This is a genomic window from Allobranchiibius sp. GilTou38 (assembly GCF_017565325.1).
In the GTDB taxonomy this organism is placed as follows: domain Bacteria; phylum Actinomycetota; class Actinomycetes; order Actinomycetales; family Dermatophilaceae; genus Allobranchiibius; species Allobranchiibius huperziae.
Genome location: NZ_JAGEKN010000007.1, coordinates 321124 through 346305 on the forward strand (window position 1 = coordinate 321124; position 25182 = coordinate 346305).

Annotated in this window: 26 protein-coding genes; 13 read left to right on the forward strand and 13 right to left on the reverse strand. The window is 69.4% G+C overall.

From position 1 onward, the window contains the following. Positions 1–42 precede the first annotated feature (42 nt). On the forward strand, positions 43–549 hold the full coding sequence (locus JOB34_RS10830) for a DUF1203 domain-containing protein (protein WP_208052727.1): 507 nt from the start codon (positions 43–45) through the stop codon (positions 547–549). Next, complete coding sequence (locus JOB34_RS10835) at positions 536–937, forward strand: maleylpyruvate isomerase N-terminal domain-containing protein (RefSeq protein ID WP_243757920.1); 402 nt, start codon at positions 536–538, stop codon at positions 935–937. The genes JOB34_RS10830 and JOB34_RS10835 overlap by 14 nt, the downstream gene beginning before the upstream one ends. On the opposite strand, the gene JOB34_RS10840 is transcribed toward JOB34_RS10835, so the two are convergent. Further along, positions 930–1265, reverse strand: a complete 336-nt coding sequence (locus tag JOB34_RS10840) for a hypothetical protein (RefSeq protein WP_208052729.1) — start codon at positions 1263–1265, stop codon at positions 930–932. The two genes, JOB34_RS10835 and JOB34_RS10840, sit on opposite strands and share 8 nt — an antisense overlap. Before the next feature lie 91 nt (positions 1266–1356). Between JOB34_RS10840 and JOB34_RS10845 the strand changes: the two genes are divergently transcribed. Next, positions 1357–2343 (forward strand): aldo/keto reductase, encoded by a 987-nt coding sequence (locus JOB34_RS10845; RefSeq protein ID WP_208052730.1) that lies wholly within the window; start codon positions 1357–1359, stop codon positions 2341–2343. A gap of 141 nt (positions 2344–2484) precedes the next feature. Continuing rightward, positions 2485–3891 carry a hypothetical protein gene (locus tag JOB34_RS10850; RefSeq protein ID WP_208052731.1) on the forward strand — a complete coding sequence of 469 codons (1407 nt, stop codon included), beginning with the start codon at positions 2485–2487 and terminating at the stop codon, positions 3889–3891. Between the two features lie 78 nt (positions 3892–3969). Here JOB34_RS10850 and JOB34_RS10855 read toward each other — a convergent pair whose 3' ends face one another. Further along, positions 3970–4875, reverse strand: coding sequence for an LLM class F420-dependent oxidoreductase (locus JOB34_RS10855; protein ID WP_208052732.1), 906 nt, complete (start codon positions 4873–4875; stop codon positions 3970–3972). A gap of 233 nt (positions 4876–5108) precedes the next feature. Here JOB34_RS10855 and JOB34_RS10860 point away from each other — a divergent pair, with 233 nt between their 5' ends. The 5 genes from JOB34_RS10860 (at position 5109) to JOB34_RS10880 (ending at position 10365) form a co-directional block, all read left to right on the forward strand. Further along, complete coding sequence (locus JOB34_RS10860; protein ID WP_208052733.1) at positions 5109–6356, forward strand: GAF domain-containing protein; 1248 nt, start codon at positions 5109–5111, stop codon at positions 6354–6356. Between the two features lie 136 nt (positions 6357–6492). Next, positions 6493–8016, forward strand: a complete 1524-nt coding sequence (gene adh / locus JOB34_RS10865) for an aldehyde dehydrogenase (protein ID WP_179483304.1) — start codon at positions 6493–6495, stop codon at positions 8014–8016. 162 nt (positions 8017–8178) lie between these two features. Then, a complete protein-coding gene (locus JOB34_RS10870) occupies positions 8179–8514 on the forward strand; it encodes a DUF779 domain-containing protein (RefSeq protein ID WP_208052860.1) in 336 nt (111 codons plus the stop codon). Between the two features lie 45 nt (positions 8515–8559). Then, positions 8560–9180 (forward strand): class I SAM-dependent methyltransferase, encoded by a 621-nt coding sequence (locus JOB34_RS10875; protein ID WP_208052734.1) that lies wholly within the window; start codon positions 8560–8562, stop codon positions 9178–9180. 69 nt (positions 9181–9249) lie between these two features. Continuing rightward, positions 9250–10365, forward strand: coding sequence for a YihY/virulence factor BrkB family protein (locus tag JOB34_RS10880; protein WP_347813830.1), 1116 nt, complete (start codon positions 9250–9252; stop codon positions 10363–10365). Positions 10366–10424: 59 nt separating this feature from the next. Here JOB34_RS10880 and JOB34_RS10885 read toward each other — a convergent pair whose 3' ends face one another. Continuing rightward, positions 10425–11417: a TIGR03557 family F420-dependent LLM class oxidoreductase gene (locus JOB34_RS10885; protein WP_208052736.1), complete on the reverse strand. Its 993-nt coding sequence runs from the start codon at positions 11415–11417 to the stop codon at positions 10425–10427. A gap of 131 nt (positions 11418–11548) precedes the next feature. Between JOB34_RS10885 and JOB34_RS10890 the strand changes: the two genes are divergently transcribed. Further along, positions 11549–11986, forward strand: a complete 438-nt coding sequence (locus JOB34_RS10890) for an SRPBCC family protein (RefSeq protein ID WP_208052737.1) — start codon at positions 11549–11551, stop codon at positions 11984–11986. Between the two features lie 53 nt (positions 11987–12039). On the opposite strand, the gene JOB34_RS10895 is transcribed toward JOB34_RS10890, so the two are convergent. The 4 genes from JOB34_RS10895 to JOB34_RS10910 all read right to left on the reverse strand — a co-directional run bounded on the left by JOB34_RS10895 (position 12040) and on the right by JOB34_RS10910 (position 15664). Then, positions 12040–12612 (reverse strand): TIGR00730 family Rossman fold protein, encoded by a 573-nt coding sequence (locus JOB34_RS10895; RefSeq protein ID WP_208052738.1) that lies wholly within the window; start codon positions 12610–12612, stop codon positions 12040–12042. A gap of 82 nt (positions 12613–12694) precedes the next feature. Beyond that, the gene (locus JOB34_RS10900; protein WP_208052739.1) at positions 12695–13597 is read right to left on the reverse strand and encodes an oxidoreductase; all 903 of its coding nucleotides are present in this window, start codon (positions 13595–13597) and stop codon (positions 12695–12697) included. Positions 13598–13610: 13 nt separating this feature from the next. After that, positions 13611–14369, reverse strand: coding sequence for a cupin domain-containing protein (locus tag JOB34_RS10905; protein ID WP_208052740.1), 759 nt, complete (start codon positions 14367–14369; stop codon positions 13611–13613). Positions 14370–14566: 197 nt separating this feature from the next. Further along, complete coding sequence (locus JOB34_RS10910) at positions 14567–15664, reverse strand: transferase (RefSeq protein WP_208052741.1); 1098 nt, start codon at positions 15662–15664, stop codon at positions 14567–14569. Between the two features lie 43 nt (positions 15665–15707). Between JOB34_RS10910 and rfbC the strand changes: the two genes are divergently transcribed. Next, positions 15708–16262 (forward strand): dTDP-4-dehydrorhamnose 3,5-epimerase, encoded by a 555-nt coding sequence (gene rfbC / locus JOB34_RS10915; RefSeq protein WP_208052742.1) that lies wholly within the window; start codon positions 15708–15710, stop codon positions 16260–16262. 19 nt (positions 16263–16281) lie between these two features. Here the strand turns inward: rfbC and JOB34_RS10920 are convergent, their stop codons facing one another. The 4 genes from JOB34_RS10920 to JOB34_RS10935 are packed head-to-tail and all read right to left on the reverse strand — an operon-like array spanning position 16282 to position 20120. Next, complete coding sequence (locus JOB34_RS10920; RefSeq protein ID WP_208052743.1) at positions 16282–17301, reverse strand: SDR family oxidoreductase; 1020 nt, start codon at positions 17299–17301, stop codon at positions 16282–16284. Between the two features lie 43 nt (positions 17302–17344). Continuing rightward, positions 17345–17998 carry a PIG-L family deacetylase gene (locus JOB34_RS10925; protein WP_208052744.1) on the reverse strand — a complete coding sequence of 218 codons (654 nt, stop codon included), beginning with the start codon at positions 17996–17998 and terminating at the stop codon, positions 17345–17347. Next, on the reverse strand, positions 17998–18810 hold the full coding sequence (locus tag JOB34_RS10930; RefSeq protein ID WP_208052745.1) for a glucose-1-phosphate cytidylyltransferase: 813 nt from the start codon (positions 18808–18810) through the stop codon (positions 17998–18000). The genes JOB34_RS10925 and JOB34_RS10930 overlap by 1 nt, the downstream gene beginning before the upstream one ends. Next, the gene (locus tag JOB34_RS10935; protein WP_208052746.1) at positions 18807–20120 is read right to left on the reverse strand and encodes a class I SAM-dependent methyltransferase; all 1314 of its coding nucleotides are present in this window, start codon (positions 20118–20120) and stop codon (positions 18807–18809) included. The genes JOB34_RS10930 and JOB34_RS10935 overlap by 4 nt, the downstream gene beginning before the upstream one ends. A 411-nt stretch (positions 20121–20531) precedes the next feature. On the opposite strand from JOB34_RS10935, the gene JOB34_RS10940 reads away from it, so the two are divergent. Together JOB34_RS10940 and JOB34_RS10945 are read left to right on the forward strand one after the other, a co-directional pair. After that, positions 20532–21410, forward strand: coding sequence for a glycosyltransferase family 2 protein (locus JOB34_RS10940; protein WP_208052747.1), 879 nt, complete (start codon positions 20532–20534; stop codon positions 21408–21410). Then, positions 21407–22429, forward strand: a complete 1023-nt coding sequence (locus JOB34_RS10945) for a glycosyltransferase family 2 protein (protein WP_208052748.1) — start codon at positions 21407–21409, stop codon at positions 22427–22429. The genes JOB34_RS10940 and JOB34_RS10945 overlap by 4 nt, the downstream gene beginning before the upstream one ends. A 290-nt stretch (positions 22430–22719) precedes the next feature. Here JOB34_RS10945 and alc read toward each other — a convergent pair whose 3' ends face one another. Further along, entirely contained in the window at positions 22720–23787 is a 1068-nt protein-coding gene (gene alc / locus JOB34_RS10950; RefSeq protein ID WP_208052749.1) for an allantoicase, read from the reverse strand. Further along, positions 23784–25181 (reverse strand): allantoinase AllB, encoded by a 1398-nt coding sequence (allB, locus tag JOB34_RS10955; RefSeq protein ID WP_208052750.1) that lies wholly within the window; start codon positions 25179–25181, stop codon positions 23784–23786. The genes alc and allB overlap by 4 nt, the downstream gene beginning before the upstream one ends. Position 25182 lies beyond the last annotated feature (1 nt).

Below are 25182 nucleotides of genomic sequence, written 5' to 3' on the forward strand. Positions count from 1 at the left end.
TCCCGCCAGCGCAGCTCCCGTCCGGCTGCGACAGTGGGACACATGGACGCCGCTACCGACCTGCTCGTGCAGGCCATCGACCGCACCCGCCTGGACGAGGTGCGCCGCAACGATGCGGACGGGCACGGCAACCAGGTGGCCCCGTTCGCCGCCACCGGACAGGGCGAGCCCCTGCGCTGCTGCCTGCGCTACGCCGAGCCAGGAGAGCACATCGCCCTCGTCTCGTACGCGCCGTTCGACCATCCGTCGGTATGGACCGAGGTCGGGCCCGTCTACATCCACGCCGCGTCCTGCGGCGGCTATCCGACGTCCGGGCGGCTTCCCGCGCAGCTGTCGACCGGTCCTCGACTGCTGCGCACCTACCGCGCGGACGACACCATGAACTACGAGCACAACACGGTCGTGCCGGACCAGGTCGCGCTCGAGCCGATCATCCGGCGACTGTTGTCGCACGCGGATGTCGCGACGGTGCACGTGCGCAACCTCGACTCGCAGTGCTTCATGTACGCGGTCGGCGCGGATCACGCTTCGGCAGATGATTCGGCGTGAGGACGCAGAACGCGGAGAGCTATCTGCAGGCCGCAGCCTCGGTGGTCGACCTGGTCGGGCGGGTCGGGCCCTCGGCGACGATCCCGCAGCGGGGTTCGGCGCACTCGTGGACCAGGTGGGCGCCGAGCTCGCCTCGGCCGACCCGGCCGCGGTGATCACGACCATTGCCGGCGGGATGACCGTCGACACCTACCTTCCGACCCGCACGTTCGAGCTGGTGGTGCACGGCCTCGACATATGCGCCGCGGCCGACCTGCCGACCACCTTCACACCGGCATCGCTGAACGAGACGTGCGCGTTGGCCGGTCGCATCGCGGCCCGCGCCGGCCGCGGCCCGCCCCGCAGAACGACGGGGGCGGAGGCGGAGTCTCACGCTCCACTCACGTGAGCCACGACCTGACGGATGTCCTCGAGATGGTGCTGCCCCTCGTGTGCGGCCTTGCGGACCAGCCACGGAGCGGTGCGGCTCTCACCGGGCAGCCGCGTGACGCGCCGATCCCAGTGCTCGGTCCGGTCCGCGCCACTTCCTCGCGGAACCCTGTGGCGGTCGCCTGCAGCTCCGCGATCACCGCGTCGAGGTCGTTGCAGCGAAACCTGCGGGCCCGCAGATCGTTCAGCATCGGCTCCAGCATCGGCTCCAGCACCGGCTCGTCCTCGGTACGCGCGCGGTGCAGCCGGATCGTGTACGCGGCGCACACGTCACGCAGGTGACACACGAACTCCGTGACCGACCACAGCCCCGGCCCCGGTCCGCCGGGGGCCTGCAGCCCGGTCGCGCAACGGCGCCACCGGGGCTAGCGTCGATGCATGGAACATCGCGAACTGGGAACGCAGGGTCTGCGGGTCGGCGCCATCGGCCTCGGCACGATGGGTATGACGATGGCGTACGGCGCCGGCGACGAGCCGGGCGGCACGGCCACCATCCACCGGGCGCACCAGTTGGGGGTCACCCTGCTGGACACCGCCGAGTTGTACGGCGGCGGCACCGGCAGCAACGAGAAGATCGTCGGCGCGGCGGTGCGCGACTTCCGCGACGAGATGGTGCTGGCCACGAAGTTCGGGTTCGTCCTGCCCCGCACCAACGACGGCGGGCGCGAGTTCGACAGCCGCCCGGAGCACATCCGGGAGGTCGCGGACAACAGCCTGCGCTACCTGCAGACCGACCACATCGACGTGCTCTACCAGCACCGCCCCGACCCGGACGTCCCCATGGAGGACGTCGCCGGGGCCGTCAAGGAACTCATCGACGCGGGCAAGGTCCGCTACTTCGGCCTGAGCGAGGCGGGCCCGGAGCAGATCCGCGCCGCGCACGCCGTGCAACCCGTCTCGGTGCTGCAGACGGAGTACTCCATCTTCGAGCGCGCGGTCGAGGCCGAGGTGCTTCCGGCCGTGCGCGAGCTGGGGATCGGCTTCGTCGCGTACTCACCGCTCGGTCGCGGCTTCCTCACCTCCACGGTGAAACCGGCCGCGGAGTACCCCAAGGACGACATGCGCAGCTGGGACGACCGCTGGCAGCCGGGCAACTACGAGAAGAACGTCGAGGCGATCCACCAGCTGACCGACCTAGCCCGCGAGAAGGGCGCCACCGTGACACAGCTGGCCCTCGCCTGGCTGCTCGCCCAGGGCGAGGACATCGTCCCGATCCCCGGCACCCGCAGCCCCGAGCGGCTGGCGGAGAACGTCGCCGCGGCCGACCTCACGCTCAGCACCGCCGACCTGGAGCGGGTGGCGCAGATCCTGCCGAGGGGCGCATACGGGAGCCGCTACCCCGCGGAGATGATGCCCCGCTGGTGACCCCGCGGCGTCCGTCGGGCAGCTGACCGGACGAGCACCGCAAGTCCCTACCCCGATTCGGGCTGCCGAAGCACCTGCAGACGCTAGGTTTCGGCACGGATCGCCACGGCGGCGGTCCGCACTCGGGGGAAGGACCCACACGTGTCACGCAGAATCGCAGCACCGCTCCTCGCCATCGCGCTCGCAGGCTCCGCCTGGGCCGCAGCACCGACGTCAGCGCACGCCGCGACGCCCGGAGCGATGGGCACCTACCACCCCAGCACCACGGCGCGCGTCGCCGACACCCAGTCCGGCTGGGGCGGCAGGACCGGCTACGTCTCCAGCAAGAACTCGGTCACCTACACCGTCACCGGGAGGAACGGCATCCCGTCGACCGGGGTGTCCGCCGTCGTGGTCCAGCTGACGGCGTTCGACCAGCACGGCAACGGCGCGTTCGTCGCCTACGCCGCGGGCACGTCGCGCCCGGCCGCTGTCAGCTTCGCGTACGGCGGTCGCAGCACCCAGGTCGGCAGGGTGACCGTGCCCGTGAGCTCGACCGGCCGGATCTCCGTGGCGGGCGCGGGCGCGTACCAGGCTCACCTGCGCATCGACGTCGTCGGCTGGTACGCATCCTCATCGTCGACGGCGGCCGCCGGCGGGCTCTACCTGCCGAGCGACCTCGAGCTCACCGACGACACGAGGATGTCCGGCGCCCGTCTGCAACCGGGCGACCAGCTCGAGGAGGACCTGGAGATCGGGTTCGGTTCGGACGACCCGAACTTCCAGGCACCCACGGTGGTCGCGCTCGACCTCAACATCAGCGCCCTCAGCCCGAGCGGCACCGGCGGCCTCACCGCGTGGAGCGGCACCGGTCGCCGGCCCTACGTGCCGTCGCTCGAGTTCGGCAACCACGACTCGGTCAGCAGCTCGGTGATCGTGCCGGTCACGTTGGTCAGCAGCCAGTCCGAGGGCGGCGGCACCGTCGCGACGTACAAGTTCGTCGTCGGCGCGTTCGGAGGCTCGACCGACGTGGCGCTGTCCATCGGCGGGTTCTACGACCAGGGCCGGGACGCCTTCGGCGCGGCCTACCGACCCACGGCACCTCAACTCGCGGTCAACACGGTCACCGGCCTCGGGATCACGAAGGGTCGCCTCGGCGCGGACAGCGCGCGGCTGGCGACGCTGCCGTCCTCGGCGATCGACGACGGCACCGTCGCGGTCAACATGACCACGGCCGCGGTCGCCCCGACCGCCGGCACCTGGGTGGCCCAGACCACCGACCTGCTGAACACACGCAGCACCAGCATCATCAACACCCTTGCCGGTGCTACCCGTTCGGGCACCCTCACCGCCGAACTCGACTCTGCGATGAACAGCGATCTCCCGCAGGTGGGCTTCTACAACGGCAAGGGCAGCATCGACGTGCAGGCCTGGACGTACGGCCGGTTCGACTTCACCGACGACGGCGTCGTGGGTGCGAAGAGCCTGTCCGCTCGGCAACTCGCCAAGCGCGTCCTGTCGCAGCGGCCGACGATGCGCCTCACGCACAAGGTCATCCGGGCGCACTGACCTCCCGCGTACGGCGACCGGCCGGCACCCGCACCCCGTGAAGGTGAGGGTCCGGCCGGTCGTGTCGTCGGGCGCAGGTCAGAGAGGCTCGACCTGACGGACGACCTCGGCCAGCAGCGGGTAAACGGCCGGGTCGTTGTTGTCGGCCATTCCGACGATCGCCACATCGGTGCCGATCTCGGCGAGTGCGCCGAGCTTGTCGACGGCCTGCGCGACGGTCATCGCCGGGCCGCCACGCTCGCGCTCCTCACCACCGCGCTCCGACAGCGAGAGCTGGGTGATGACGGTCTTGGTGATGTCCTCATAGGGACGACCGAGACGCTCGCAGTGCGCGGCGAGCACGTCGTACTTCGCGCGCACCCCCTCGGGACCGAGGTCGAAGATGTTGCACGCGTCGGCGTACTGCGCCACCATCCGCAGCGTCTTCCTCTCTCCGCTGCCGCCCAGCATGATCGGCGGGTGGGGTCGGCTGATCGACTGCGGCACGTTGAGCGGGCGCTCCAGCTGGTAGTGCCGTCCGGCGTACGCCGTCTCGTCTCCGGCCCACATCTGCAGCGCGATCTGCAGGGTCTCCTCCAGCCGCTCGAAGCGCTCCTTCATCGGTGGGAACGGCACACCGAGGCCGCGGTGCTCCTGCTCGTTCCACGCGGCGCCGATGCCGAGCAGCGCGCGGCCGCCGGACAGCACGTCGAGGGTCGTGACGGTCTTCACCAGCAGGCCCGGGTGGCGGTAGGTCACGCCGGTCACGAGAGTGCCCAGCGAGATCCGCGAGGTCTGCCCCGCGAGGAACGCCAGGGTCGCGTAGCCCTCGAGCATGTCCAGCTCGGGCGGCCCGATCATCTCGATCTGGAAGAAGTGGTCCATCACCCACAGACTGGAGAGGCCGGCGTCCTCGGAGTCCCGCGCGATCCGACCGAGCGTCGGAGCGATGGATTCGGGGGCACCCGGCCAGGAGAAGTACGGCACTTGCTGTCCGATGCGCATCACCCCATCCTGCACCTCCCGTCAGCGCGCGGGTACGCGCGCCGGAAGGCACCGATGGCATCCGCCGTTGTCCGTGCCAGGGGGCGCGGCGACGCGTATCGTGGAATTTCCGCCGTCCTGGAAGCTGCCCGATGGTCCGCACTGCCGCGCCCACGCCCTTCGTCGATGGCACGCGCTCCGAGGTCGTATCGGCCGACCCGCGGCGCTCCACGGCCCAGCTGCCATGAGTGACCATGTCCGACCGTGACCGGCGCGACCGGCTCCGCGGCGTGGCGGAGGCGCGCGACCGTTTCGTCAGCACCGGTGAGACTCCCGAGGGTCTGCGGCCCGTCGTACGCAGCTCCTGGCAACGCAGCATTCGTGAAGGGCTGGATCCCGACCACTCCAGTCCACCCGTCGACCTGCTCGACGACGACCTTGAGGCCTGGCGGGCGGGCCACCCGCTCGCGGACGCGATGCCGATCATCCGCCGCCTGCTCGTCGACGACGCCCGCGAAGCGGGGATGCTCGTCGCGGTGAGCGACGCGGCGGGGCGCCTGATGTGGGTCGAGGGACCGACCGCGCTGCGCCGCCGGGCCGAGGGCATCCACTTCGTCGAAGGCGCCCTCTGGTCCGAGGCGGCGGCCGGCACCAACGCGCCCGGCACGGCCCTCGCCCTGGACCAGCCGTTGCAGATCTTCGCGGCCGAGCACCTGGCCAGGCCGGTCACCGCGTGGAGCTGCTCGGCGGCTCCGATCCACGACCCGGACACCGGCGCGGTGCTCGGCGCGCTCGATCTGACCGGTGGGGACGACGTAGCGGCGCCGCACACCCTGACCATCGTGAAGGCGACCGTCGCGGCCGTCGAGAGCGAGTTGCGCCTGCACCGACTCACTCGCGCCTCGGATCGTCAAGGCGCCGGGATGCTGCTCCGGTCGCTCGGTCGCGAGAGCGGCGGAGCGCTCGAGGGCGGCCACGGCATCACCCGGATGTCCGGACGGCACACCGAACTGCTGGTCCTGCTGGGCCAGACGCGCGACGGCATCTCCGGCGATCGCCTGGCGGTCGAGTTGAGCAGCGACGACCACGCCGCGGTCACCGTGCGCGCGGAGTTGTCGAGGCTGCGCACCGCGCTCGCGCCGCTCACGTTGACCTCACGTCCCTACCGGCTCGACCCCCACCTGGTGACCGACGTCGAACAGGTCCAGGACCTGCTGCGCGGGCACCGGATCGCCGCCGCACTCGATCTCTACCGCGGCCCGCTGCTGCCCACGTCCGATGCACCCGGCATCTGCCGGCTGCGCGACCAGCTGCACCGGCAGGTACGCGACGCGCTGATCCGCGCCGGCGACCCCGACCTGCTCCTGCGGTTCGCCGACACCGCTCACGGGTACGACGACGAGCAGGTCTGGCGTGCGGTGCGCGATTGCCTGCACCCCGGCTCTCCCCGCCACGACGGCGTCCGCGCACACCTCGCGCGGTTGGACCGAGAGCTCGGCTGAGGCCGGTCGCAGAACGCTCGACGACCCCCACATCGCGGGCACAGCCGGTGCAACGTTCGCGCAACGTGTCTGTGATTAGCGTCACAGGCAAGTCTGGCCAGAGCCAGACGCACAGCACCTTCGGATGGAGATGTCGATGAGCACGTACGCGCAGCCGGGGCAGGACGGTAGCCCCACCACCTACAAGAGCCGCTACGACAACTGGATCGGCGGCGAGTGGGTCGCCCCGGTCAAGGGCCAGTACTTCGAGAACCCCTCTCCCGTCACCGGCAAGACGTTCTGTGAGGTCGCCCAGTCCACGGCGGAGGACATCGACCTGGCACTGGACGCCGCCCACAAGGCCGCCCCCGCATGGGGCAAGACCTCGGTGGCCGAACGTGCGGCGGTCCTCAACCGGATCGCCGACCGCATCGAGCAGAACCTGGAGATGCTCGCGGTCGGGGAGACCTGGGACAACGGCAAGCCGGTGCGCGAGACGATGGCCGCCGACCTGCCGCTGGCGGTCGATCACTTCCGCTACTTCGCCGGTGCCATCCGCGCGCAGGAGGGCCACCTGTCCCAGATCGACGAGGACACCGTGGCCTACCACTTCCACGAGCCGCTCGGCGTCGTCGGGCAGATCATCCCGTGGAACTTCCCGCTGCTGATGGCGACCTGGAAGCTGGCGCCCGCGCTGGCCGCCGGCAACGCCGTCGTCCTCAAGCCCGCCGAGCAGACGCCGGCCTCGATCATGCTGCTCATGGAGCTGATCGCCGACCTGCTCCCGCCGGGCGTCCTCAACGTCGTCAACGGCTTCGGCGTCGAGGCGGGCAAGCCGCTCGCCAGCTCCAGCCGGATCCGCAAGATCGCCTTCACGGGTGAGACGACGACCGGCCGGCTGATCGCCCAGTACGCGAGCCAGAACCTGATCCCGGCCACCCTCGAGCTCGGTGGCAAGAGCCCCAACGTCTTCTTCGACGACGTGATGAGCGCCGACGACGCGTTCCAGGACAAGGCGCTCGAAGGGTTCGCGATGTTCGCGCTCAACCAGGGCGAGGTCTGCACCTGTCCGAGCCGCGCGCTGATCCAGAACAGCATCTACGACCCGTTCCTGTCGGCCGCGACCGAGCGCACCAAGAAGATCCAGCAGGGCAACCCCCTCGACACCGACACGATGATCGGTGCGCAGGCGAGCAATGACCAGCTGGAGAAGATCCTGTCCTACATCGACATCGGCACCCAGGAGGGCGCCCGGATCATCACCGGTGGCGAGCGCGTCGACCTGGGCGGAGACCTGTCGGGCGGCTACTACGTCGCTCCGACGATCTTCGAGGGCACCAACAAGATGCGCATCTTCCAGGAGGAGATCTTCGGACCCGTCGTCTCGGTCACGAAGTTCAACGACTACGACGACGCCATCAGCATCGCCAACGACACCCTCTACGGGCTCGGGGCGGGCGTCTGGTCGCGCGACACCAACACGGCGTACCGCGCCGGTCGCGACATCCAGGCCGGCCGGGTGTGGACGAACTGCTACCACGCCTACCCGGCGCACGCCGCGTTCGGCGGTTACAAGTCCTCGGGCATCGGCCGGGAGAACCACCTGATGATGCTCGACCACTACCAGCAGACCAAGAACCTGCTGGTGTCCTACTCCCAGAACGCGCAGGGCTTCTTCTAAACCGCCCCGTACGACGGAGTCGGCGCAACGCCGTCTCCTGCAACACTTCGCGGGGACCCCGCAAAGGGTCCCCGCGAAGTCGGCGAAAGGTGCACCGTGTCGATCGAAGAAAGTGCTTCCGAGGTACGTGAACAGGTCGCGGTCACACCGGCTGCCGCCGAGATGATCCGTGACCTGCGCGAACGCAACGGGCCACTGATGTTCCACCAGTCCGGCGGCTGCTGCGACGGATCGGCACCGATGTGCTATCCCGACGGCGACTTGATCCTGGGCGAGAACGACGTGCACCTCGGTGATCTCGACGTCGGCGAGGGCGACCCGGTGGCGGTGTGGATGACGCGCGAGCAGTACGGGGCGTGGAAGCACACCCACATCACCATCGACCTCGTGAAGGGCCGGGGTGCGGGCTTCTCCCTGGAGGCGCCGACCGGGCATCGATTCCTCATCCGCTCCCGCCTCATGCCTACCCCCACCGACACCACCGCCTGCCCCATCTGAGGAGAGGTCACGGCGTCGTCGCAGGCGCCTGGCAGGCTGCGCGATATGCATGCACACCGCACCACGCGCTGGGAATCGTCGGACCATCGCGACTACGGGCGCACGTTCGCCGACCTGCGCTCCAGCGGCGCGGACATCACCGGCGAAGCGCGGCTGGCTGACGTCATCGCACCTCGGCACGCGAGGATCCTCGACGCCGGCAGCGGGATGGGCCGGATAGGGGCTGCTCTGCAGGATCGTGGTCACGACGTCGTCGGCGTCGATCTCGACCCTGCCCTGCTGGAGCAGTCCCGCGAGAGTTACCCCCATCTACCCGTCGTCGAAGCCCGGCTCGACGAGTTGACCCCCGAAATCCTTGAGGCAGAGGGTCATCCGACCACGTACGACGTGATCGTGTGCGTCGGGAACGTGATGATCCTGCTCGCACCCGACACCGAGCCGCAGGTGCTGGGACGTCTGCGCGCTCTGTTGGCGCCGGAAGGCCGCATGCTCGTCGGCTTCCACCTGCAGGCGAAGCCGCGCAGTTCACGCACCTACCCGGCGCAGGACTTCATCGCCGATGTTCAGGCAGCCGGGCTGCGCGTCGAAGCCCGCTTCGCGTCGTACGACCTGCTGCCGAGCAGCGAGGAGGCCGACTACGCCGTGTTCCTCCTGCGCGCCCTCTAGGGCCGAGGAAACGACCCGGTTCGCCGGTACGCCGTCCGCACGCTCATGATCCTCCGTCACCATAGGGGTGTGACGGATGCTGGCTCGACGCCGACGAAGGAGCCGAGTCGGCGCACGCTCTGGCTCGACGATTTCCAACGCCGACACCGGATCGCGGGTTTCCCCATCGCTGTCGTCTACAAGTTCTTCGACGACTCGGGCAGCTATCTCGCGGCGCTGATGACCTACTACGGTTTCGTCTCGCTCTTCCCGCTGCTGCTATTGCTCAGCACGGTCCTCAGCTTCGTGCTGCGGCACTACCCGCAGCTGCAACAGGAGATCGTCAACTCCGCCGCCGGGCAGTTCCCGATCGTGGGCAAGCAGTTGCAGGACCCCAAGCGGCTCAGCGGCAGCCTGGGCGGAGTGCTGGCCGGACTGGCGATCGCCATCTACGGCGGGCTGGGCATCGGGCAGGCCGTCCAGTACGCGATGAACACCGCATGGGCGGTGCCGCGCAACGAGCGACCCGATCCCTTCTCGGGTCGATTGCGCAGCCTCCTGCTCATCGGCGTCACCGCGCTCGTGCTGCTCGCAGCCACGGCCGCCTCCGCGATCGTGGGCCTCATCAACGGTCAGTGGTGGGTGCTGATCATGCATTGGGCACTGCCCCTGGCGCTGGACACGCTCCTCTTCATCCCCATCTATCGCCACGGAGCGTCGCGGAAGTTGAAGATCCGGCAGGTGCTGCCAGGAGCACTCATCGCAGCCGTCGCGCTCACTCTGTTGCAGACCTACGGCGTCCGCTACGTCAGCCGGGTGGTGGATCACGCGAAGAACAGCGAGACCAACGTCATCTTCGCGACGGTGCTCGGGCTGCTGGCGTTCATCTACCTGGCCAGCGTCATCACGGTCTTCTGCACCGAGATCAATGTCGTGATCGACAAGAAGCTCTACCCCCGGGCCCTGCTCACGCCGTTCACCGACAACGTGCAACTGACCGGCGGCGACCGGCGCACCTACGTCGCGTTGGCGAAGGCACAGCGGCACAAGGGATTCGAGAAGATCGACGTCACCTTCGACCAGCCGCCACCGTCGGAGCCGGGCGCTGCGGCCGACTCCGGTGCCGACGCCCACACCGACCGGCAGGACAGCCCCACGGAGCCCATGCCGGAACGGCCCGTCGAAGAACGACGGTGGCTCAGGTAGGTCCGGGAGACACAGGACGACCTGTGGCTCTCGGACTCACCTGAGTCACGGTCACGATCTCAGCCGGCGGCTGCGCGCAGCTTCTCCAGCAGCGGACCGGCCGCCTCGTCGAGGAACCGCTGCTGCAGTTCGTCGCCGACCTGTACGACCGCCACGTCGGTGAAACCGGCCTCCCAGAACGGCGCGACCTTCTCGACCAGCTCGTCGAGATCCGGGCCGCAGGGGATGGTGTCGGCGACGTCCTCGGGACGCACGAACTTCGACGCCCCCGCGAAACCGGACGTCGTGGGCAGATCGGAGTTGACCGCCCATCCCCCCGCGAACCAACGGAACTGCTCGTGCGCAGCCTTCATCGCCTCCTCCTTGCTCGAGGGGTGCCATGAGATCGGAATTTGGCCGATGGCCCTGGCACCGCTGCCGATCGCCGCCACATCGTCCAGCCCGTTCCAGGCCTTCACCAGCTCGGCATCGGGCTCCGTCGCGATGAGGTGGTCCGCGAGCGGGGCGAACCGCGCGATTGCCTTGGGGCCGCCCGCGGCGACGGCGATCGGGACGCCGCCGTCGGGAGCGTCCCAGATCCGTGCGGAATCGACCCGGAAGTACTCGCCGTCGTAGGTCACCAGGTCGCCCCCGTGCAGCTCGCGGATGATCTCGACGGCCTCGGACAGCATGTCCTGGCGCTGGTCGATCGGGGGCCAGCCCTCGCCGGTGACGTGCTCGTTCAGGTTCTCCCCCGAACCGAGCCCGAGGGTGAACCGCCCGTCGGCCAGGATCTGCAGTGTCGCGGCCTTCTGCGCAACCACGGCCGGGTGGTAACGCTGGATCGGGCAGGTCACGTACGTCATCAACTCGACGCGGCTCGTAGCGTGCGCGACCGCGCCGAGCACCGTCCAGGCGTACGGCGCGTGCCCCTGCGCCGCCAGCCAGGGCGAGTAGTGATCGCTGCTGACCTCGAAATCGAAACCGGCGTCCTCGGCCGCCTGCGCGTAGCGCACCAGCTCCTTGGGTCCGCTCTGCTCGGTCATGAGGGTGTATCCGAAGTGGGTCGTCATGCACTCACCCTCGCACCCGACCCGGTGCGCGCGCAGCCCCCGGCGGAGGCGTCGCACATGGCCTGGGTCGACGTTCGTAGAGTGAGGAGACCACGGCCCCGGCCGCCACCGCTCTCACAGCAAGGACAGCCATGGTCCACGTCATCCGCACCTTCGAGGTGCAGGTCAATCCGTCCGTCGCGATCGAGTACCTCAAGGACTTCGCGCACGCCGAGCAGTGGGACCCCGGCACCGTCTCGTGCACCCGCATCGGGGTCGACACCGATCCGGTGCAGGTCGGCTCCCGCTGGCACAACGTGTCCAAGCTGATCGCCATCAAGACCGAGCTGGAGTACGAGCTCGTGCAGATCGAGCCGCAGCGGGTGGTCTTCGTGGGCACGAACAAGACCGCCACCTCGCGCGACGACATCAGGGTCGAGCCGTCGACGACCGGCGCCAAGGTCACCTACGAGGCGACGGTCACCTTCAACGGGCTCGCGAAGATCAGCGAGCCGGTGATGAATCTGATCTTCCTGAAGCTGGCCAAGGACACCGTGCGCGACCTGACCAAGACCCTCGAGACCCTCTGATCCACGCGATCGTCAGCGGTTCTCTGACTAGGTCGCCACAGAACCGCTGACGATCAGGGCGCAGGGGGCGACCAGCGCTGCGCGACGGGCTTCCAGCGGGCGATCCCGGCCAGCAGGGCGTCAGGGTCATCGACCTGGATCAACTTCTCCGCGATCTCGGCCCGCAGGAATCCGGCGTCGACCATCGAGGTGACGAGGGTGCGCATCGGCGCCCAGAAGTCCTCGACGTCGTACAAGGCGACGGGCTTGGCGTGGATGCCGAGCTGCAGCCAGGTCCACACCTCGAAGAACTCCTCCATGGTGCCGATCCCACCGGGGAGTGCGACGAACGCGTCGGCCAGCTGCGCCATCCGGGCCTTGCGCTCGTGCATGGTCTCGACGACCTCGAGGTGGCTGAGCGCGCCGTGCGCGACCTCGGCGTCCGCCAGGGACCGTGGGATGACGCCGATGACGTCGCCGCCCGCCTGCAGCGCGGCGTCCGCGACGACGCCCATCAGGCCGACGTGACCGCCGCCGTAGACGATGCCCACCCGCCGCTGCGCCAGGTGGGTCGCGAGCGCGGCCGCGGCATCGGCGTACGCCGGATCGTTGCCGGGTGAGGAACCGATGAAGATCGCTACGCGCATCCCGCCACGCTAACCCGCTCCCGTCGAGGGGTGCGGATCTCCTCGAGGGGTGGGCTCATACGTCCACCTCTCGACGACGTCCCTACCCCTCGACGGGGAAGGGGATGCCGGTCAGCTCCTCGCTCACCGACCACAACCGTGCGGCCAGACTCTCGTCGCGCGCGAATCGACTCTGCTTCGCCTCGCCCACGGGGCCGCGCACCTCACCTGGCCCCTTCGGCCCGGTGTAGGTCCCCGGTGCGGCATCGGTGGCGGCGTAGAGCACCGGCCGCGCCCCACCCGCCCCACCGGGAAGCACCACCCGCATGAGGATCGGGAGCACATGGCGCACGACGGGGTTGTGGCCCAAGCCGTCCGGATCGGCGACCAGGCCCGTAGAGGCGACACCGGGGTGCGCCGCGGTCGAGGTGAGAGCCAGACCGGCCCGGTCGGCGCGTCGCTGCAGCTCCAGCGCGAAGAGCAGGTTGGCGAGCTTGGACTGCCCGTACGCCGTGCCGGGCACGTAGGTCTGCGGCGGGTTGCCCTCCAGCACGGCGTCGGTCCCGCGGAAGTGGGCGATGGAGGACACCGTCGTCACTCGCGGCGCGGCCGCCTGCAGCAGTCGCGGCAGCAGCAGCGCGGTCAAGGCGAAGTGCCCCAGATGGTTGGTGCCGAACTGCAGTTCGTGACCGTCGACCGTCTCGCGGTAGCGCGGCGGCTCCATCAATCCGGCGTTGTTGACCAGCAGATCCAGCGGCTCCTCGATGCCTTCCGCGAACGCACGTACCGACGCCAAGGACGCCAGGTCCAGGTGTGCGACCCGGACGTCGCCCTTCATCCCCTCGGCGGCCGCGCGTCCGGAGTCGACGTCGCGTACGGCGAGCACCACCCGCGCGCCGTGTTCGGCGAGCTGGGCGGCTTCGTGCCGACCGATACCAGAGTTCGCGCCGGTGACGACCGCGGTACGTCCTGACAGGTCGCCGATCTGGCGAGGGTTCCATCCCATGCCCGTCAGGGTGTCACTCCCTCTGCACGAACCAGATGGCACGCGCCGGCTCGTTGCCGGAATTGTGGAAACGGTGCGGAATGCTGGAGTCGAAGGAGATCGAGTCGGTCGGGCCGAGGACGTGCGTCTCGAACCCCAGCGTGAGGGTCAACTCACCGCTCAGGACGTAGCCGTAGTCCATGCCGTCGTGTCGACTCATCTTCGTGCCGGTGGTCGAGGTGCCGCCGACCTCGTAGGTGACGAGCAGGAACTCGGCGGGGGTGGACGGGGCCGACGAGAGCTGCTCCCAGACCACGCCGGTCTCCAGCGCCAACCGACGACGTGCCCCGGCGTGCACGACGAGGCCGTCCGCGTCGTTCCGCCGGCGTACGTCGTCGTCATCCGCCGGAGGCGAGGTGCGTGCGGCGCGCTCTCGGTCGACATCCTGCGATCCGGCCAGATGGGGCGCCTCGGGAGGCTCCGTCCGGGCCGGCGCATCGAGTGCGATGCACGCCGCGAACAGCTCGTCGAACGTCACGGCGAGGGCGTCGCAGATGGCCACGAGCGTGGCGACCGAGGGCTGGGACTTGCCGTTCTCCAGCTGGGAGATGAACGACGCCGACACGCCCAACTGCCGGGCGAGCTCGCGCAGCGACAGTCCCCTGGCCGTCCGGTGCGAGCGCACCCCGATGCCGACGCCTTGGAACGCCACGCGCGGCACCGCGCTCGGCGCAGGATCGGGCGAGAAGGTGTCCGGGCCGACCTCGGACTCCTCGGGCAACACGCCTGTCACGACACTCCCCTCACCGGGTGTTGGAGCGTGGCCTGACTGCGATCACCGGCCGTCCTCATCGGACGTCGGCGCCCCCGTGTTCTCGGTGATTCCGCAGTACGCGCACGCTGTACCACCAGTGTGCTCCCGCGAACCGCGCGATGCCCGCAGATTGGCCTGAATTGGCGGTCCTGAAGACGTGCGGTGCCCGATCGGTGTCACGACGATGGCGGCTCGCCGGGTCGCCATCGTCCAGCAAGCCCCGGGAAGGAGCGCTGCACCTCCGGAAGCAGGTCCGGCAGGAAGAGCAGTACGTCGTCCGGATCGGCGTGCAGCAGTTCGTCGGGAGAGACAATCGGGATATCCGTGCCCGGCATCCGGCGCCCCTGCTTGCGCTCGCCCGCGTCCGCGACCGCCGGGAGCAGCGTCGCGTCCACCCGAGCCGCCGCGAGCAGACCCGCAGCGCGGGATGCTGCTCCGTAGCCGAGGACTGTCCGCCCGGCGGCGCGCCGGTCCGCCAGATCCCCCCGCAGCCACGCGATGTGTCGATCGACCTGGCCCTGCAGCCTGGCGAGCACCGCAGGATCAGACATCCCCGATGCCCGGTCCCGCTCGGCGAGCAGCGAGACCGACCGGTGCACCGGGTACCCGTCCGTCGTGCGCATCACGGCCAGCAGCACGGTGCCGCCGTAGAGGTCGAAGTCCCACGCTCGCACCGCCTCCAGGCCCTGCTGGGCGAGCAAGGGCTGCAGCGACAAGAGGCTGTAGTAGCCGAAGTGACCGTGCCGCAACGCGTTCCACGCGCCCTGGCTCACGATGCTGTCCAACGACTGGTACTGCAGCAGCAGCACTCCACCCGGTGCGAGCCGCTCGACGCGCCGCCGTATGCCGACCGCCTGGTCACGTTCGTGCATGATCCCGAAGCTGTCGACGATCACGCCCGCCACTCCGTCGGCGACCACCGTCGGGCCGTACGCCGCGGCGTCCTGCAGCCAGCTTCCGCCGTGCGGCGACGGGAACTCACCCACGCTCCTACGGCCATCGAGCAGACCTGCGGCGGCGACCTGCGCCAGGGCTTCCCTGGCCTGCAGCACCAGGGCCTGCGGTTCGAGACCCCGCGGCTCCTCGGTGCTCGTGTCGTCATCGGCGAGCTGGGCGAGGTGGCAGTCGGCGCAGCACCACATCGACAACGCGAACCGGGGGTCGGGGCCCGGGTCGTCCGCGGGCGGGAAGTGATCAGCCGCGGGCTGCTCGCCGAGGTCGAGAATCGTCGTGCCGCGCCGGCCGCCGCACGCCCGGCACCTGTGTCCCGTCATCAGATCTCCTTCGCGCTCGACACCGACGCGCTTGAATGACTCCGTGCGCGTGACGTCCTTCGATCTGCCCGGCCCGGTGCTCTTCACGCCCGAGCCGCACTTCGACGCGCGCGGCTTCTTCACCCGCACCTTCGACACCCAGATCGCGGCCGAGCACGGACTGGACCCGGCAGCGTTCATCCAGGACTCCCAGTCGCGCTCGTCGCGCGGCGTCATCCGTGGCATGCACGGCCGTTCCGGCGCCGGGGAGGGCAAGCTGGTGCGCTGCGCGCACGGCGCGATCCTCGACGTACTGGTCGACATCCGCACCGGTTCGGCCGCCTTCGGAGAGCAGGTCAGCGTCCGCCTGGACGACGAGACCTTCGCCCACCTCTACGTCCCGCCAGGTTTCCTGCACGGCTTCCAGGTCCTCGGCGAGGTGGCCGATGTCTGCTACCGCATCGACCGCGCACACGACCCGAGCGAGGACCTGGCCGTCCGCTACGACGACCCGGACCTGGCGATCGACTGGCCGGTGCCGGTCGGCACGATGAGCGAGCGCGACCTGTCCGCAGGGACCTTCGCGGAGCTGCAGATCCTGCTCAAGACACGCGAATGAGACTGAGGGCACGTCGCATTCACCTCGGCCGGAAGTCCGCGTCGAGCAGGCCGGCCTCCTGTTTGCGCTGCAGCACCGCGAGCCGCACGAAGTCGCCGTCGAACCCCTCCCGGGTGAGCGGAGCCGATCGGTATGCCGCCGCGAGCTCGCGCGCCCCGTCGGCGATCGACCACGTCGCCTCGTAACCGGGCAACGCCGCCCGGATCGCGCTGAAGTCGACCCGGTAGGACCGCGGATCCGATCCCGTCTCCCCGGTGATGTCCAACTCCGAGCCGGGCACCGCACGCTGCGCCTCCTGCGCGATCTGCGCGACGGTGGCGTTGTTCATCTCGGCGCCGACGTTGAACGCCATGGCGTGCACCGCCTCCCGCGGGGCGGTGAGGCAGCGGGAGAACGCCTCGGCGATGTCCCGGGCGTGCACCAAAGGACGCCAGGGCGTGCCGTCGGACATCACCAGCACCCGTCCGCTCAGCATCGCGTGGCCGACGAGGTTGTTCAGCACGATGTCCGCACGCAGTCGCGGCGAGGCGCCGAACGCAGTCGCGTTGCGCAGGAAGACCGGTTCGAACTCGCCGTCGGCCAGGTCATGCACGTCGCTCTCGACCCGCACCTTGGACTCGGCGTACGGCGTCACCGGACGCATCGGCGAGTCCTCCGTCACGGCGTCGGCACCGGCCGCGCCGTAGACCGAGCACGTGGAGGCGTAGAGGAAGCGGCGCACGCCGGCCTCCTTCGCGGCCTTCGCCAGACGCACCGACGCGTGATGGTTGATGTCGTGGGTGATCTGCGGCTCGAGGGCCCCCAGCGGGTCGTTGGACAGCGCGGCCAGATGGATGACGGCCTCGAATCCCTCCAGGTCGCCCGGCGCCACGTCGCGGATGTCCTTCGCGATCGTCGGCGGATCCGTCGGCGCCGGGCCGAGCACCCTGTCGGCGTACAGCCCGGTGTCGTACCCGACGACGTCGTGGCCCGCCGCCTGCAGGAGGGGGACCATCACCGAGCCGAGGTACCCCTGGTTACCGGTCACTAGCAGTCTCAACGTCAACCGTCCTTCGTCGTCGCGGGAAGCGGTGCGCGGCCGTTCACCGGCTGCGTCCGATCCCCAGGGTGGTCTTGGGTGCGACGAACGCCTCGGCGTACGGCGCGTGGCACTGCACCCCGCGGACACGGGCCAGGCCGAGGAACGCCTCATCGTCGAACCAGTCGTGATGCGCCTGGCTGGGGTAGCTCTCCTGGATCACTGCGAGCTTCGCGCGCATCGTGGCGCGATCCAACGGCTGGTACGCGGTGACGGCAGGAAGGTCGCTCTCCCACTTCAGGATCTCGTAGTGCAGGACCAGGTGGTCCCGGAAGACGGTCGGCGCGATCTCGCCGACCGCACGGTGATCCTGATGGGCGTCGGCGATCTGGGGCGCGAGGACGAGTCCGCCCGCGCCGGACTCGCGGGCCGCGACGATCGCGTCCTTGGCCACGTCGAAGTAGGAGGGCACCCGGCCGTCGGGCAGGTCGAGCACGGTGAGACGCAGATCGGCCTGGGGGCACATCCGGTGGAACGCAGCGCGTTCCTCGGCCTCGCGCGGGCCACCCCCGCCGGTGAGGACCACGGCATCGACCCGCAGGTCGGGCCGGGCGGCCGCGAGCAGGAGGATCGTGCCGCCCGCCCCGATCGCGAGGTCGTCACAATGCGCGGCGAGGAGCACGACCCGATCGATCGGGCCGGTCGTGAGCTCGAGCATCAACTGGTCCTGGGGTGCGACGCGGGCTTGCCCGGATCGGAGCCGTTCCACAGGGCCCACGGAGCATCGTGGGTGTCCCAGGCGTGATCGAGTTCGGCACGCTCCTTGAAGGTGTCGGCCGGCTTCCAGTACCCCGAGTAGGGGTAGGCGAGCAGCCGGCCCTGCCCGAGCAGGGCCTCGAAGACGTCGCCGACCAGGTCGCCGTTGACCGGCAGGTGGTCGAACACCGCCTGCGTGAGCACGAAGTAGCCGCCGTTCTCCCAGATCGACATCACGCCGACCTGCTCCAGGTCGCGCACCCGGTGCTGCTCGTCGAACTGCACCACATGGAACGAGGACTGGGGCGGGACCGCGAGCAGCGCTGCGGCACACTCGGTTCCCTTGAACTCATCGATCATCGCGTCGAGCGGCAGGTTGGTGAGGACGTCGGCGTAGTTGGCGAGGAAGACCTCGTCGCCCTCCAGGTGGGGACGCACCCGGCGCAGGCGCTCGCCGATCGGTGAGTTGAGCCCGGTGTTGACGAAGGTGATCGTCCAGTCGGCGATGTCGGTGTCGAGCAGCTGCACCTTCCCGTCCCGCAGGACGAAGTCGTTGGAGGCGGTCTCCTCGTAGTGCAGGAAGTAGTCCTTGATCTGGTCGGCCCCGTAGCCCAGGCAGAGGATGAACTCGGTGTGGCCGAAGTGCGCGTAGTAGCGCATCACGTGCCAGATGATCGGCCGCGGGCCGACCAGGTGCATGGGCTTGGTGAGGACGTCGTCGGTGCTGCCACGCATCCGCATCCCGTACCCGCCGCAGAAGAGGACGACCTTCATGCCTGCACCCCCGTCGTGCGCGCCATGTCGACCTGCCCAGACGGATCGGACGAGCCTGACGGGTCGAGCACGGTCAGTTCCGGCAGCGCGAACACGAGCCGCCCGCCCCACTGCGCGACGTGCGCGAGCGAGGAGGTCAGCTCGGTGCGCAGGTTCCAGGGCATCACGAGCACCAGGTCGGGTCGGTCGGCGTCCAGGTACTCCGGCGGATGGATCGGGATGCGGGTGCCGGGAGTGAACCGGCTGTGCTTGTACGGGTTGCGGTCCACGGTGTAGGCGAGCAGGTCCGGACGGATGCCGCAGTAGTTCAGCAGGGTGTTGCCCTTGCCCGGTGCGCCGTAACCGGCCACCCGCAACCCATCGCGCGCGGCGTCGAGCAGGAAGCGCAACAGATCCTGTCGGATCGCGGCCGTGCGCGTCGCGAGTGCGTCGTACCCGGCCGGATCGTGAAGTCCTGCTTCCTGCTCCACCGCCAGGATCCGCGCCACGGCATCGGACGGCTCGCCGCTCACCGAGGCCGGCCGTGCCCAGATGCGCAGCGACCCGCCGTGCGTCGGGATCAATTCCGCGTCGACGACGGCCAGGCCTGCGGTCGCGAGTGCCCGCGTCGCCGAGAGCAGCGTGTAGTACTGGAAGTGCTCGTGGTAGATCGTGTCGAACTGCGCGTACTGCACCAGATTGAGCGCGTGGTGCACCTCGATCGACACCGTTCCGTCGTCGGCCACCAGCCCGCGCAGGGCGCGGGTGAAGCCGAGCAGGTCGGGGATGTGCGCATAGACGTTGTTGGCGACCACGAGGTCGGCCGGGCCGTGCTCGCGACGCACCTGCGCCGCGACCTGCTCGTCCAGGAAGTCCGTGCGGGTCGGCACGCCCCGGTCGCGCGCCGCCGCACCGACGTTGACCGACGGTTCGATGCCCAGACAGGGCACGGATCCCAGGAAGTGCTGCAGCAGGTACCCGTCGTTGGAGGCGACCTCGACCACGAAGGAGTCGCCTGTGAGCCCCAGCCGATCTTTGGCCTGCTGCACGTAGGAGCGCGCGTGCTCGACCCATGAGTCGGAGTAGGACGAGAAGTAGGCGTAGTCGGTGAAGGTCTCATCCGGGGTGATGAGCGCTGGGATCTGCAGCAGCAGGCACTGCTCGCACAAACGCAGGTGCAGCGGGTACGTCGGCTCCGGACGATCCAGTTCGTCGGTGGTCAGGAACGACTCGCACGGCGGCGTCGCCCCAAGGTCGAGCACGCTGCGCAACCTGGTGCTGCCGCACAGACGGCAGGCTGAGGGCGCCGAGTCGGTGAGCTGCTCCTGCATGGCGATCCGTGTCCCCCTCGTCGGTAGCGGGCGTCGCGCGCGGGCGCGCCAGACACCCGGCTGAGCAGGCCGGGGCGACTGCGCGAGCGCTGGTGCCGACTCTAGGCCCGAGGACGGCTTCATACGGGGGAAACGACTAACTGCTAAGTGCTACTCAACGCTGTCCAGCAGGTGTAAAGCGTTGGTAAAGACTCCGTAATGGCATGGCCCTCGTGGTGGCAAGTTACGTGCTGTCAAGTAGTTGCACGACCCAATATTGACGCTTCATCACTGGGAACTCAACGGTTCGATCCGCTATACAAGTCCAAGATTCAAGCAATGGGGGGTATCGTCCTCACAGAGTCCGCCCGCACCGAAGAAGCACCGCATTCACACTTGCTCAGCATCATTACGTCACCGGGGAAAGCACTCATGTATCGCAACTCGCCACGTTCGCTCGCCGAGGGTTCCATCTTCGAGCAGCGCACCTTGGAAACCGAACGAGGCCGTGCCAGCCGGCAACCGACGATCACCGTGGTCGTGCCCGCGAAGAACGAGGCCGACAACCTGCGAGCCGTGCTGCCGACGTTGCCTCCCGTACATGAGGTCATCCTCGTGGACGGCGATTCGACGGACGGCACCGTCGAGGTCGCACGCCAGGTCATGCCCGACATCAAGGTCGTCAAGCAGACGCGCAAGGGCAAGGGGAACGCCCTCGCGTGCGGTTTCAAGGCTGCCACCGGCGACATCATCGTCATGTTCGACGCCGACGGATCGGCCGACGCCCGGGAGATCCCGGCGTACGTCGACGCGCTCATCAACGGCGCCGACTTCGCCAAGGGCAGCCGTTTCATCAGGGGCGGCGGCAGTGACGACATCACCCTCCTGCGGCATGTGGGCGCCACCGGGCTGCACGTCCTGGTCAATCTGACGTTCGGCCAGCGCTTCAGCGACCTGTGCTACGGCTACAACGCGTTCTGGACCGAGCTGGTGCCGGCGCTCGGCCTGCCCGACATCGACGCGCCCGTCCCGCCCGGCGAGATGATCTGGGGCGACGGCTTCGAGATCGAGACCGTGATCAACCTGAGGATGGTCGGCGCCGGGGTCCAGATCCGCGAGGTGCCGAGCATCGAGCGTCCCCGCATCCACGGCGAGAGCAACCTGCGCACCTTCAAGGACGGGTTCCGGGTGTTGCGCACGATCGTGTCCGAGCGACAGAGGGCCACCGCGCTGCGGCGTCGTGGCGCGACCGTCCTGACGACGACGACCGCTCCTGCCGAGCAGGTCCGCCGGCCCAGCATCAGCGCGTGAGGACCATCGCGGAGCCGACGTTCTCGGTCATCGTCTGCGCATACACCGAACGGCGATGGCAGGACCTGTGCGAGAGCGTCCAGTCGGTGCTCGAGCAGACCCTGCCCCCGATCCAGCTGCTGGTGGTCGTGGATCACAACGACGTGCTGCTGCATAAAGCGCGTCAGCGGTTCGGGGCCCTGAAGCCCGATCACATGGCGATCTCGATCGTCGCCAACGCCCACCTGCCCGGCCTGTCCGGTGCTCGCAACACCGGAATCGAAGCCGCCCACGGTGAGGTCCTGGCCTTCCTCGACGACGACGCCACCGCCGACCCGCGGTGGCTGGAATCGATGGTCGCGCACTACGCCGACGACCATGTGATGGGCGTCGGCGGATCGGCCCAGCCGTTGTGGCCGGTGGGTGTCCGCCGGCCCGCCACACTGCCTGCGCCACGCGGCGGTGAACGTGGCGAGTTGGACTGGGTCATCGGGTGCACCTACGAAGGTCTCCCGGCCGACGCGGCCACGGTGCGCAACCTGATGGGGTGCAACATGTCGATGCGCGCCGAGGTCTTCGGGCAGGTCGGGATGTTCAGTGAGGATCTCGGCAGGATCGGTCGGACCCCGCTGGGGTGCGAGGAGACCGAGATGTGCATCCGTATCGCGCAGTCGGTGCCCAATTCCTCCTTCGTCTTCGAGCCCCGCGCGCGAGCCGCCCACCGGGTGAGCCCGGATCGGCTGACTTGGTCCTACCTGTTCTCCCGGTGCTACGCCGAGGGCGTGTCCAAGGCCGCAGTGTCCCGGATGGTCGGGCAGGACGCGGCTCTGGCGTCCGAACGCCGCTACGTCGCCGCTGTGCTCCCGCGTGCGGTGCTGCGCGAACTGTTCAACGTCAGTCCGCGCCATCTGCTCGGCGCGGGAGCGATCCTCGCCGGCACAGCGACGACGGTGGCCGGTTACGTGCGTGGCAAGGCGGCGAACTACACCCCCACCACGACGCGACCTGCTCCGGCCGACACCGCCGTACCCGCCGCCTGACCCGACGTCATCGGCGGCCGGTCCACCACCAGCGCTGAACGATCTCCACCGGCCCCTTCGGCTCCGCGGGGCGGAAGCGCAGGCACCCGCACTCCCGACGGAACGCGCAGTCGGTGCCACGCCGCAGGTGCTCGTGCGAATCGAACGTATGCCCGCACATGCATCCTCGTTGTGCATCGACGTTCGGTGCCATGGCAGCAATTTTATGGTGTGGACCTCCCAGGGTGGGCACGGACCTCCCCTCGACGCGTGAATCGCGGGGACTCCCGGGGGTGCTCGACGTCACACACTTACTGTGCCATCACACCGCCGGCATTGCGCCACCGCGCGCCGATGTCGGACCGGCCACGATCGGTCAGCGGTCCCCACAACCGCACCCGCGCCATCCCACCGTCCGGGAAGACCTCGAGCCGGGCCGCGGCGATATCCGGGCTGTTCTGTCCCTCCAGGCCATCCATGCCATCCATGCCATCCATGCCATCCATGGCCGAAACCCGGAACCGGTGACGGGTGTCCGGCTGCAGGCGCGTGCGGGGCAGGATCTCGACCTGCTGGCCGTCGACCGAGGTGCCGGTGAGACGCGCCCACCCCGGCGCGTTGCCGACGAAGTGCCGCGTGTCGAGTTCGACGATGCGGACGGCGCCCGGTCCGGCGAGCGCGAACTGCACCCAGTCGTGGCCGTCGTCGCGCCGGCGGGAGGTCTCCCACCCCTCGCCCATCGAGCGTGCCTCGCCGGGCATGATGAGGTTGGCCGGCGCCGAGTAGAACATGTTCGAGCAGTCGGTGACCTTGCCGCCGAGTTCGACGGCCACCAGGTCGACCTGACCCTGCGCCACCAGACGAGGGTCGGGCACGATCTCACCGTGCACCCGCAGGCGCGCGATGCCGCCGTCCGGGTGCATCCGCAGCCGCACGTGCGACACCAGGCGACGCTGCGACACCGTGAACGGATTGACGCTGTCCCCTTCGACCGGCTGCACCCCGACCAGCTCGAACCAGTCGGCGTCGGAGAGCTCGTCGGGCGCGGGGTAGCCGTCGATGTACGCGCCCTGCAGCGACACCTGCGGCGGGTAGTTGCCCGTGAAGAACGAGGTGTCGACCAGGACGCCGTGCACGATGCCCGGCGAGCCGAGCCGGATCACGGCCCAGTCGATCCCGGGCTGGCGGCGACGCCGGGTCTCCCACCCGTCGTACACCTGACCCTTGTTGCCGAAGGTGAAACTGGCGTACGCCGGGGCGTCCGCCTTGATGAGGTTCTCCTTCTCGGCGAACAGCTCGTCGCTGGCCGCCACCACCCCTGCTCCCAGACGGCGCGAGGCCAGGTCGGGCAGTCGGGTGAAGTCCGGGGCGTCGTTCATGGCGTCTCCTTGGGGTCGTGCTCACGGCTCGTTGCGATGTGGGTCGGGGCAGGGGTGTCGCTGCGGACGAGGAAGCGGCCGGCCGCGTGTGCTGTGCTCGCCTCGCGCCCTCCTAGCCAGGTACGCCGGGCGGCCCCGCGCAGGGTGATCCCGTCGTACGCCGTGAGCTTGTTCTTGTGGTGCAACCGCCGGGCGTCGACGGTCAGGCTCTCCTCCGGTGCGAAGGCGACCAGATCGGCACGTCGGCCGACGTCGATGCCGCCCTGCTCGGTGAGGCCCACGACGGCGGCCGGCCTCGTACTCATCCAGTCGACGACGCGCGCCAGCTCGATCCCCCGCTCACGGGCGCCCGTCCAGACGGCCCGCAGGGCGACCTCGACGGATGCGACGCCGCCCCACGCGGTGCCGAGGTCTCCGGAGTCGAGCTGTTTGAGGTCCACCGTGCAGGGGGAATGGTCGCTCACGACCATGTCGATCGTGCCGTCACTCAGTCCCTCCCAGAGCTCGTCGCGATTGCTCTCGCCACGGATCGGGGGGCAGCACTTGTGCGCGGTGGAGCCGTCGCGGATGGTCTCCGCGGCGAAGGTCAGATAGTGCGGGCACGTCTCGACGGTCAACGGCAGACCCTCCGCCTTGGCGGCTCGCAGCTCATCGAGGGCGGCGGCGCTCGACAGGTGCAGGATGTGCGCACGGGCGCCCGTGCGGCGAACGGCCTCGATGACGGTGCGGATCGCGGACACCTCGCTGGAGTCCGGGCGGGAGGCGACGAAGTCGGAGTACTGCCGACCGCGGGCCTGCGGAGCCGCCGCGATCACGTCCGGATCCTCGGCATGCACGATCATCAGCGCACCGAGCTCGGCGACGCGCTGCATGTACTGCACCAGTTCGCTGCTCGACAGTGGCGCAAACTCCGGCACCCCGGAATCGATCAGGAAGCACTTGAAGCCGAACACCCCGGCGTCGTGCAGCGGCCCGAGCTGGTCGAGATTGCCCGGGACCGCGCCGCCCCAGAACCCGACGTCCATGAAGCACTGACCACGCGCCGCGTCCTGCTTGACCCGCAATGCCTGCAGCGTGGTCGTGGGCGGCAGGCTGTTGAGCGGCATGTCCAGCAACGTGGTGGTCCCGCCGCTGAGGGCGGCACTCGTCGCGGACGCGAAGCCCTCCCAGTCGGTGCGGCCGGGCTCGTTGACATGCACATGCGTGTCGACGATCCCCGGCACCAGCACCTCGTCGTCGGCCAACCGGATGCGTTCGCCGCTCCAGTCGGCGTGGGCGTCGAGGGTCCCGACCGCGGCGATGGTCCCGGCGCGGACACCGACGACGGCCGGCCGCTCGACCCCGGCGACGACGGCCCGGGATGCCACGAAGATCTGATCGAATGCCTCGGGCATG

Coding starts and splice junctions, on each gene's coding strand:
- JOB34_RS10830 (WP_208052727.1), top strand. CDS start 43: ATGGACGCCGCTACCGACCTGCTCGTGCAGGCCATCGACCGCACCCGC.
- JOB34_RS10835 (WP_243757920.1), top strand. CDS start 536: ATGATTCGGCGTGAGGACGCAGAACGCGGAGAGCTATCTGCAGGCCGC.
- JOB34_RS10845 (WP_208052730.1), top strand. CDS start 1,357: ATGGAACATCGCGAACTGGGAACGCAGGGTCTGCGGGTCGGCGCCATC.
- JOB34_RS10855 (WP_208052732.1), bottom strand. CDS start 4,875: ATGCGCATCGGACAGCAAGTGCCGTACTTCTCCTGGCCGGGTGCCCCC.
- JOB34_RS10860 (WP_208052733.1), top strand. CDS start 5,109: ATGTCCGACCGTGACCGGCGCGACCGGCTCCGCGGCGTGGCGGAGGCG.
- adh (WP_179483304.1), top strand. CDS start 6,493: ATGAGCACGTACGCGCAGCCGGGGCAGGACGGTAGCCCCACCACCTAC.
- JOB34_RS10870 (WP_208052860.1), top strand. CDS start 8,179: ATGATCCGTGACCTGCGCGAACGCAACGGGCCACTGATGTTCCACCAG.
- JOB34_RS10875 (WP_208052734.1), top strand. CDS start 8,560: ATGCATGCACACCGCACCACGCGCTGGGAATCGTCGGACCATCGCGAC.
- JOB34_RS10885 (WP_208052736.1), bottom strand. CDS start 11,417: ATGACGACCCACTTCGGATACACCCTCATGACCGAGCAGAGCGGACCC.
- JOB34_RS10890 (WP_208052737.1), top strand. CDS start 11,549: ATGGTCCACGTCATCCGCACCTTCGAGGTGCAGGTCAATCCGTCCGTC.
- JOB34_RS10895 (WP_208052738.1), bottom strand. CDS start 12,612: ATGCGCGTAGCGATCTTCATCGGTTCCTCACCCGGCAACGATCCGGCG.
- JOB34_RS10900 (WP_208052739.1), bottom strand. CDS start 13,597: ATGGGATGGAACCCTCGCCAGATCGGCGACCTGTCAGGACGTACCGCG.
- JOB34_RS10910 (WP_208052741.1), bottom strand. CDS start 15,664: ATGACGGGACACAGGTGCCGGGCGTGCGGCGGCCGGCGCGGCACGACG.
- JOB34_RS10925 (WP_208052744.1), bottom strand. CDS start 17,998: ATGCTCGAGCTCACGACCGGCCCGATCGATCGGGTCGTGCTCCTCGCC.
- JOB34_RS10930 (WP_208052745.1), bottom strand. CDS start 18,810: ATGAAGGTCGTCCTCTTCTGCGGCGGGTACGGGATGCGGATGCGTGGC.
- JOB34_RS10935 (WP_208052746.1), bottom strand. CDS start 20,120: ATGCAGGAGCAGCTCACCGACTCGGCGCCCTCAGCCTGCCGTCTGTGC.
- JOB34_RS10940 (WP_208052747.1), top strand. CDS start 20,532: ATGTATCGCAACTCGCCACGTTCGCTCGCCGAGGGTTCCATCTTCGAG.
- alc (WP_208052749.1), bottom strand. CDS start 23,787: ATGAACGACGCCCCGGACTTCACCCGACTGCCCGACCTGGCCTCGCGC.
- allB (WP_208052750.1), bottom strand. CDS start 25,181: ATGCCCGAGGCATTCGATCAGATCTTCGTGGCATCCCGGGCCGTCGTC.